Origin of the sequence: Longimicrobium sp., assembly GCF_036554565.1 — a bacterium.
Lineage (GTDB): Bacteria > Gemmatimonadota > Gemmatimonadetes > Longimicrobiales > Longimicrobiaceae > Longimicrobium.
This window is the reverse complement of record NZ_DATBNB010000738.1, coordinates 1-8192: the sequence shown is the minus strand read 5'-3', so window position 1 is coordinate 8192 and position 8192 is coordinate 1. Positions and strand designations below refer to the sequence as shown.

General features: G+C 68.9%; 8 protein-coding genes. 3 read left to right on the top strand and 5 right to left on the bottom strand.

Annotated features, from left to right (window positions below; translation table 11 throughout):
- Window positions 1–314 precede the first annotated feature (314 nt).
- Together VIB55_RS20720 and VIB55_RS20715 are read left to right on the top strand one after the other, a co-directional pair.
- Window positions 315–992: an ABC transporter ATP-binding protein gene (locus tag VIB55_RS20720; RefSeq protein ID WP_331878575.1), complete on the top strand. Its 678-nt coding sequence runs from the start codon at window positions 315–317 to the stop codon at window positions 990–992.
- Entirely contained in the window at window positions 989–2398 is a 1410-nt protein-coding gene (locus VIB55_RS20715) for a hypothetical protein (RefSeq protein ID WP_331878574.1), read from the top strand. Before VIB55_RS20720 ends, VIB55_RS20715 begins: the two co-directional genes overlap by 4 nt.
- Window positions 2399–2459: 61 nt before the next feature.
- Here VIB55_RS20715 and VIB55_RS20710 read toward each other — a convergent pair whose 3' ends face one another.
- The 5 genes from VIB55_RS20710 to VIB55_RS20690 all read right to left on the bottom strand — a co-directional run bounded on the left by VIB55_RS20710 (window position 2460) and on the right by VIB55_RS20690 (window position 7293).
- Window positions 2460–2981, bottom strand: a complete 522-nt coding sequence (locus VIB55_RS20710) for a hypothetical protein (protein ID WP_331878573.1) — start codon at window positions 2979–2981, stop codon at window positions 2460–2462.
- Between the two features lie 104 nt (window positions 2982–3085).
- Window positions 3086–5509, bottom strand: a complete 2424-nt coding sequence (locus VIB55_RS20705) for a TonB family protein (protein ID WP_331878572.1) — start codon at window positions 5507–5509, stop codon at window positions 3086–3088.
- Between the two features lie 458 nt (window positions 5510–5967).
- Window positions 5968–6483 carry a hypothetical protein gene (locus tag VIB55_RS20700; protein ID WP_331878571.1) on the bottom strand — a complete coding sequence of 172 codons (516 nt, stop codon included), beginning with the start codon at window positions 6481–6483 and terminating at the stop codon, window positions 5968–5970.
- Window positions 6483–6911, bottom strand: coding sequence for a helix-turn-helix transcriptional regulator (locus VIB55_RS25680; RefSeq protein WP_414682088.1), 429 nt, complete (start codon window positions 6909–6911; stop codon window positions 6483–6485). The genes VIB55_RS20700 and VIB55_RS25680 overlap by 1 nt, the downstream gene beginning before the upstream one ends.
- A gap of 1 nt (window position 6912) precedes the next feature.
- Entirely contained in the window at window positions 6913–7293 is a 381-nt protein-coding gene (locus VIB55_RS20690; RefSeq protein ID WP_331878569.1) for a hypothetical protein, read from the bottom strand.
- Between the two features lie 483 nt (window positions 7294–7776).
- On the opposite strand from VIB55_RS20690, the gene VIB55_RS20685 reads away from it, so the two are divergent.
- Window positions 7777–7953, top strand: a complete 177-nt coding sequence (locus tag VIB55_RS20685) for a hypothetical protein (protein ID WP_331023338.1) — start codon at window positions 7777–7779, stop codon at window positions 7951–7953.
- Window positions 7954–8192 lie beyond the last annotated feature (239 nt).

The window sequence follows — 8192 nt, the reverse complement described above, 5'->3', positions numbered from 1 at the left end:
GTTCGAGTATGTGGCGCGCCGGGTGGTGGTAAAGTTCTCCCCCTCTCCCGCTTGCGGGAGAGGGGGCGGGGGGAGAGGGCAGCCGAGGAACGCGCCGGCCCCAGTGGAACGGCGCGATCCCGGCCAGACCGCCCATCGAAGCGAGGGCGCGCACGACCACCGAGGCCACACGAAAGCGTGCAGTCCGCGGAGGCGGACATCGTGTGTTTGTTGCAGCGAATTCATTCGCCCGTGCAGCGGCAGCATTCGCAACATAACCGTATCGTGAACAGGAATTAGTGAATTCTCCATCGTCCCCAGCCGACCCGACGCCCGTGATCGCCGCCCGCGGCATCATCAAGGAATTCCCCTATCAGGGCGACGCCGTGCACGCGCTGCGCGGGGTCGACCTTTCCGTTTCCCGAGGCGAGCACGTGGCCGTCGTCGGGCCGTCGGGGTGCGGCAAGAGCACGCTTCTGAACGTGCTGGCCGGCATCGAGGCGCCCACCCGCGGCACCGTGGAGCTGCTGGGCGAGAGCGTCTATGCGCTCGACGAGGGGCGCCGGTCGGCGCTGCGGCTGCGCAAGGTGGGCTTCATCTTCCAGCGCTTCCACCTGCTTTCCGTCCTCACCGCGGCCGAGAACGTGGAGCTGCCGATGGCCGAGGCGGGCATCGGTCGGCGCGAGCGGCGGGACCGCGCGCGCGAGCTGCTGGAGTTCGTGGGGCTGGGGCACCGGATCCGCCACCGGCCGCCTCACCTCTCCGGCGGTGAGCAGCAGCGAGTCGCCATCGCGCGTGCACTCGCCAACCGCCCCGAGGTGATCTTCGCCGACGAGCCCACGGGCGAGCTGGACCGCCGTACGGGTGACGAGATCATCGCCCTGTTCGAGCGGCTGAACGCCGACGGCACCACGCTCGTCATCGTCACGCACGACCCCCACGTGGCCGGCCGCGCGCGCCGCCGCGTGGAGATGGCGGACGGGCTGGTGGTGTCGGGAGGGGAGCCCTCGTGATCCTGCGGCTGGCGCTCGCGGAGCTTCGCAACCGCCCCGGGCGCGCGCTCTTTCTGCTGGGCGGCTACGCGCTGGGCGTGTCGGTGATGGTCGTCCTGCTCGCGGTGGGCGAGGCCATGCTGGAGCAGGCGCGCGACCGCGAGCTGGTGGGCGGCGGCGACGTCGTCGTCGTTCCCGCGGGGATCAGCGCCGAGATGCTCAAGGCGGGCGGCGTGTCATCCCTCTTCCTGGGCATCGACCACGCGCGCTTCCTTCACCGCAACGTCTTCGAATCGCCCCGCGGGCGCGAGCAGTTCGGCGTCGCGGCGGCCAGCCCCGTCCTGGACGGAAAGCAGGTGGAGCTGTTCGTGGGCGACCGGCGGCTGCCCGCCATTGCCGGCGGGGAGATCCCCTCGCGCGTGAAGGCCGCCGGGGCCGCGCCCACGCTGCTCTCCGGCCGCTGGGAAGACTCGGACGCCGACCGCCGCTGGCTGAACCCGACTCAGACCAAACTGCTGCGGGAGATCGACCGCTTCCACATCCCTCCCGTTCGCGACAGCACCTGGGCGGAATGGCACTACTTCAACGTGGTGCTGGACGATGCACGGTGGATGTACGTAACGCTGATGGTGGCGGGCGAAGTGAGCGTGCCCGGCCGCTGGGGTGGGCGCATCCTGCTGACGGTGCGCGAGCCCGACGGCACCCATCGCTCGCTGACGCGCGACCTGCCCGGCGAGCAGGTTCGCTTCGACACCACCGGGCCCGACCTGCGCTTCGGCGACCGCGCGTTCGTGCGGCTGGGGGACGATGGATACCACGTGGTGGCGGATGCGGAAGGTGTCCGCGTGGACCTGCGGGTCTCCCCCGCCCCGCGGCGCTACTTTCCGCCCACGGACATCGGCGGGGCGGAGCTGGTGTCCGGCTACGTGACTCCCGCGCTGTACGCCACCGCCGAGGGGACCGTCTGCCTTCCCGCCTGCCGCGCCGTCCGCGGGGCGCAGGCGTACCACGACCACAACTGGGGCGTGTGGCGCGACGTCTCGTGGGAGTGGGGCTCCGCGTCCGATGCAAACCTGTCGCTGCTGTACGGCGTGGTCCGCGGCGGCTCTTCGTCGCCCGGGGGGCTGTTCGCCTACCTGGTGGACGGCCGCGGCGTGCGCGGTGTCTATCGCCCGGGCGAGATGCAGGTGAGTGAGTGGCAGACGGTTCGCGCCGGGGGACGCACGATCCGCGTCCCCCGCCGGTTCATGTTTGGAGACGCGCGGCAGGGGATGCGCGTGTCGGTGGACGTTAGCGCGGTGCACGTCACGGACATGGCGCGTCCGTCCCGCCGCTGGTTCGTGCAGATGCGCGGGGCGGCGACGGTGGAGGTGCGCGGCGAAACGCTGGGACGATTGCCCGGGTTCTTCGAGACGTACGTCGATTGATGCGAGAACGCCCCGGCCAGTGACCTGGCCGGGGCGTTCTCGATGTATCAGGGCTCTCGGGTCACGTCGACAGCTTCGCGTCTTCGCCTCGACGTGCTCGGGTGATGATTTCCATCACCTCCGGTGCCGCTTCGATCATCTCGAACATCGGCGGCGACTTGGGAGCGAACCATCCGCCGTCCGTCCGCCGCACCCCGAAGTAGATGTTCCCCGAGCCGTGCGGCAGCCCCGCCGACAGGCGCTTCGCGATCATCGGTTCGATGATGCCGGGTGGGGCCGCGCCGCCGGTGATCAGCCCTACCCCGTTCACCCACGCGGTAACGCTCACCAGGTCCCCGAGTTCCACCGACGCGGTCCGCCTCGGCGTGATGGTGAGGATTCGCTGATCCGTCACGGCGTAATGCGTCCGTGCGCGACGGCGTGGGTCCAGGACCCAGCGTACGAGGAGCGCGTGGCCGACGAAGAAGGCGACCGGCGAGCAGAAAAGCAGGTAGTCGATGGTGGAGAGGCCGCCGAACAGGCTCACCGAGCGCCATACCACCACCCCGAAGACCAGGCCGAACACCACCGCGACCACGTCCACTGCGCCGCGAACCGCCCTTCCTTGGCGGGGCTGGCCGGTCCACAGCAGATGCTCGCCCTGACGCAACGGGAATGCGGGTAGCTCCAACGTTCCCTCGCGTGCGCCTAGTTCGCGTTCCAGGTGAGCGGGATGGACACCGAAGCGCGGACGGCCTGCCCATCCACACGCGCCGGTGTGAAGCGGGCGGCACTCGCGGCCGCGGTGGCGGCGCGACGGAAGACAGGGTCCGAAACCTCGAGCACGCGGATCGACGATCGGTCCACCGTTCCGTTCGGAAGCACGACGAACTCCACCACCGCGCTTCCCGCCCCGTTCGCGGACGACGGGTAGTTGCGGGCAACCACGCGGCCGAAGTCCGCGCGGTTGGCGAGCGCCGGCGCCACGTCCAACTCGCCCGCGCGGTACACGCGTGACGGATCCACGCGAGGGCGGGTGGGCGCGGCCGGCGCCGGGGCAGCTGCCGCGGGCGGAGCCGCCACCGCCACCTGCGGCGCCGGGCGGTTCTCGGCCGGGGTGGGCGGCTGGATCGGCGCCGGCGCCTGCGCCGCCGGCTGCCGCGCCGACGCGAGCTGCGCGGCGCGCATGGAATCAGCCCGGCGCTGCTGGTCGCGACGAAGCTGATCCTGCTTGCGCTTCTCCTCCGCGCGGCGTCGCTCCTCGTCCGCCGCCGACGCGGCAGGGTTCGGCGTGGTCGTGGGCTGCTCAGCGGCCGGCGCAGCAGCCTCGGCCGACGGAGCGGGCGCGGACGCCTCGGGCGAAGCGGTCGCCCGTGCGGGCGAGGCGAGACGCGCCGCGGCGGCATCCGTCGACGAGCCACCGATGGCCGTTTTCGCCACCAGCCCGCCACCCGCGATCAGCACCGCGAGCGCCACCCCGGCAGCGATCAATCCGCCGCGCCCGCCAGCCGGCTGCGCGCTCGGCTTGCGCCGGCCGTACCGCACGATCGGGGTCACCGGCACGCCGGGCGCCGGGCCGTCTGGCACCTGCGGTGGAATCCGGTCCGCCCGCTCCGGCACGACGGGCTCCGACGCCGGAAGCAGGGTCCGCTGGCCGAAAGGAACTCGCTGCGCCGCCGCCTGATCTTCCTGGACGACATCCAGCCTGGCGGACAGGATCGCCGGCTCCGCGATGGGGGCAGCGGCCGGCGGCAGCTTGGGGGGCTCGTCCTGGGCCTCGATCAGGGGCAGCTCTATTTCTGCCGCCACAACATCGTCCAAGCCCGTGGATGCGGCGACCTGCTGCGGCACATCGCGCGCAGCGATCGAGTCCACGTCCGCGATCAGCGCGGGAGCAGGCGCCTCCGCAGCGGGCACGATGGCCGGCGGGATGTAGAGGCACTCGGCCAAGTCGGTGGCGGCGAGCACACCTTCGTCCGACGTGCTTTCGGGAAAGATCCGCGTGGCGGATGCGGGCTCGGCAGGCGCAGCATCGGCGACCGCAGGAGCTTCCGCAGCCGGAGCGAGACCCACCGGCGGCGACACATCGGCGTGGACGATCTCCAGCGGATACGGCTCCGGCACAAGCTCCAGGACAGGCAGAGTCTCTGCCGTCTTGGCGATCTCCGCGGGCGCGGGGAGCACGTCCGCAGGAGCCGCTACGATCGGTACGCCGAGCGGGATGGATCGCGGGAGCTCCGCGGCGCGGGGCTCCGGCGCGGGCTCCCGGACTACGCTGATGGGCAGCGGGATGATGGTCGGCGCGGACGGGACGGCGACGGGCACGGCGAGCGCAGCCGCGAACTCGCCCGCATCGCACCAGCGCTCTGCCGGCGTGGCCGACAGGGCGCGCAACACGGCATCCGCCAGCTCCGGCGGCAGCTCGGGCTTCAGCGCGAGCGGCGACGGCACCACGGCGGGCTGGCCCTTGGCAATGGCGACGAGCAGGGTCATCCAGTCGGCGGGGAGCCCGGCCAGCACCTCGTAGGCGATGGCGCCCAGGCTGAAGACGTCGGCCGCGGGAGCCAGGTCGCGGGCGCGCCGCAGCCGCTCGGGCGAGCAGTAGCGGGCGGTCGCGCGCGCGGGCGGCGCACCGGCGGCGTCCATCCCCAGCCCAAGCACTTCGACGCGCAGCTTTCCGCCCCCGCGCGAAAGCCACAGCATTCCCGGATGCAGGTCGCCGTGCACCGCCCCTGCCGCATGCGCCGCCGCCAGCCCGGCGGCGGCCTCCTGCAGCATCCGCAGCGCCAAGGGGAGCGGCGGCGCGCCCCGCTGGGCCAGCAGGGCAGCCAGCGATCCCCCCGCCCCGAGCTCCGCCGCCACGTACCGCACGCCGGCCGCCTCGTCCGGCCCAAAATCCAGCACGCGCGCCAGGTTGGGGTGCGTCAGCCGCGCCGCCAGCTTGCCCTGCCGCGTGCATCGCTCGCCATCATCCCCGCCGCCCAGCGGCAGCATGCGCAGCACCACCCCGCGCTCGGCACGCGTGTCAGTGGCGCGCAGAAGGGCCGCGCTCCCCTCACCGGCAAGCGTTTCTTCGATGCGGTAGCGGCCGGCGACGACCAGGCCGGGAGACAGGACGGCGGAGCTGGACATGGGGGATGCCCGGACGGAGGACGGGGATGCGCGCCGCGCGCGGTCTGGGACGGTCCACGATGCATTGCGGCGGCGTGAACGGGAGTGCGGCGCGGTGAGGAGGATTGCGCAACGTAGTACGCGCAGGACGCTCGGTCAACGTTGCCGTCAACCGCATCAGAGTTGCTGACGCCGACAGGAGTTGGACGCACATCACGCCCAAAAGGTGACGCTCCAAACTTCCGATGGCCTGCCTCCCGTCTGCCCGGATTCCATGCTGCCATGCATCCGAGCACGTTGTTCGATCCTATCCGAACTTTCTGGACGAAGGAGTGCGCCGCAGTGGCGCCGTCTTGCCAGTCGTGCGGTGAGTCGCTACATAGCCGTACAATCATTGAATAATAAACAGCGAGCGAGAACCGAGTGGTTCTCGCTCGTTATACGCGATGATCAGACCGCCCTGCCACGTTCCTGGTGTTTTAGGCCGTGAAAGCGGGCGGTGGCTCGTCGCGGGCGCCCTTTGGCCGGGTGACGACAAATGTTAGAGAATCGGGATCAAAAATCGCGCCCACATTCACAACGGGCATCATGAAAGTGTCTCCGGACTTCCCTGTCAGCGACGCGATGGTCTCGCGAATGAAGGGGAACGCAACCACCGGCGCTACTCGGGCGGCGACTTGGCGTCCGAACGCCTCTTGGGGCATGTCTTCCTGAACGCCGGGCCCTCGCTCAAACCGAGTCCGGTAGATCACCTCAACGAGCAATCCGGCCCGGGTTTTTACCTTAGTCCCGACTTCAACCCCTACGGTCCGATCCGCAAACAGCCGAGCCGAGAGGAAGAACGTCGTGTTCGCCGCCATCTCCTCGTCCTCATCCGATTGGGTTCGCCTCTCGGTGTACCGGACGCGGTAGAGGTAGAGGTCAACGAGTTTCGCCGCCACAGGCGGAACGGCCGAATCCGGCTTTTTCTCCCGGCGGACCTTTGCCAGCGCCATCAGGTACCCTCAACGCCAGCAGTTGCGGCAGCATATGAGCGCGGAGCTACTCCCCAATCCTCGTGACGCTCACGGACCTGGGCCGGCTTGATGGGCTGGCTCACGTACGCTGCAGTCCGCCTGGTGCTCTTCTTCTCTACCTTGAAAAGGCTCGACGTTTCAACCCCAAACACCCTCGCGAGTCTGTCGAGCGTATCAACCTTCATGTTGGCGCGAGCGCCCTCGATCTCTGCGATTCGGGGCTGCGTCACGCCAAGTTCCTCGGCCAAGCGCTGCTGCGTATACCCTCGCTGGATACGCAGACGGATTACATTCTTCGCCACGACAAGGCGGCTTCCAAGATCCCGCTCGGCCTGCGCGAACTCCGGGATCTCATTGCGCAGTGCTGCAAACAGATCCTTCGCCCGAGTACCCTGATGCTGGGACATTTTAGCTCTTCTTCTTTCTCTCGTTGAGGAAACGCGTTCTATGTTCTTCTACGGCGTCACAGACATCGTTGAGCCGTCGTCTCCCCTCTACATCCCGCTTGGGGATGATCCTGCAGACCCACAAGTCGCGTGCCGTTGCCGTGTCGTCCCAGAAGAAAAAAAGACGATAGCCGCCACTCCCGACATCGCGAATCTCTCCGATGCACGTCTTGTTGCGAAGTACCTTGATCACTTCCGAGTTGGTAGAGAGCTTCCATCCGTTTTCCTCTACCTGCTCAATCAACCCCGCCAACGCCACCGCGCGCTCGGGGTCCTGCTTCGCGAGGCGCCGGAACTCACGTTCAGCTGCCGGGCTGAAGCGGACCTCACAAGTTTCACTCATGCCCCCCCACGACAGCGAGTATAAGCTCTCCCGTATACCACAAGCAAGTCCTTTGGTTCCCCTTCGGCGAAGAGGCGCATGATGGACGCGCGACGCGGGCTGCGACTCCGATCGGACATTAATCGGTTCTCTGGCGTGTGGCAACTCGTTTACGGTTTTCACGCAAGCTAATCCACGGAAGTGGAGTATTCGATCCCGCTAGACATTCGTCGTGCAAACGCGGATTATCGGACCAGATGCCCGCGTGGATCGCGTCACGTGCGTGATCGCAGGACTTCGGGCATCTTGCAACTCCCGCCGGCCTGTCCGCGTATTGCCTCAGCGGGTGTCCCCCGGCGGCCACACCGGCTGCGCGCGAAGGGAGAAAGCGGGGCGGCGCCCAGCGGGAAGTGTTGAATCCACAAGGGTTTCGGCGATCACGCCGGGCGGCACGCCGAATGCTTTGGGGTCGCGTGCGCCATGCCGGCGCCGAAGGAAGGGCTTATGGAAATCGTTCGTCGGTTCCTGGAAACCTCGCCCACGCGGTTCGAAGCGTACCTGGCGCTGCAGCGCGCGCTGATGCGGCGGTTCGAAGCCCGCGGCGGCACCACCGAAGAGTTCTGCAGGCGCCTGGCGCCCGCGTTCCATCGGCGGTTCGGGCCCGTGCTCCTGGACGGTTGAGAGGCAGTACGGGGGACGGAAAACGGGGCGGGCGAAGAATCATCTTCGCACGCCCCGTTCGTTATCCAGCAAGCCCGATCAGTACGGATTGTCGGTGGTGCTCGTGTCGCCGGCGGGCTCCTGGAACCTGGGCTGCACCTTGGCCAGGTGCACGTCGAGCTCGCGGCTGTTCACCTTCGCCGCGATCTCGGCCACGATCTCGTCCACCGCCGCCACGCGCTGCTCCTTGACCTTGTGGC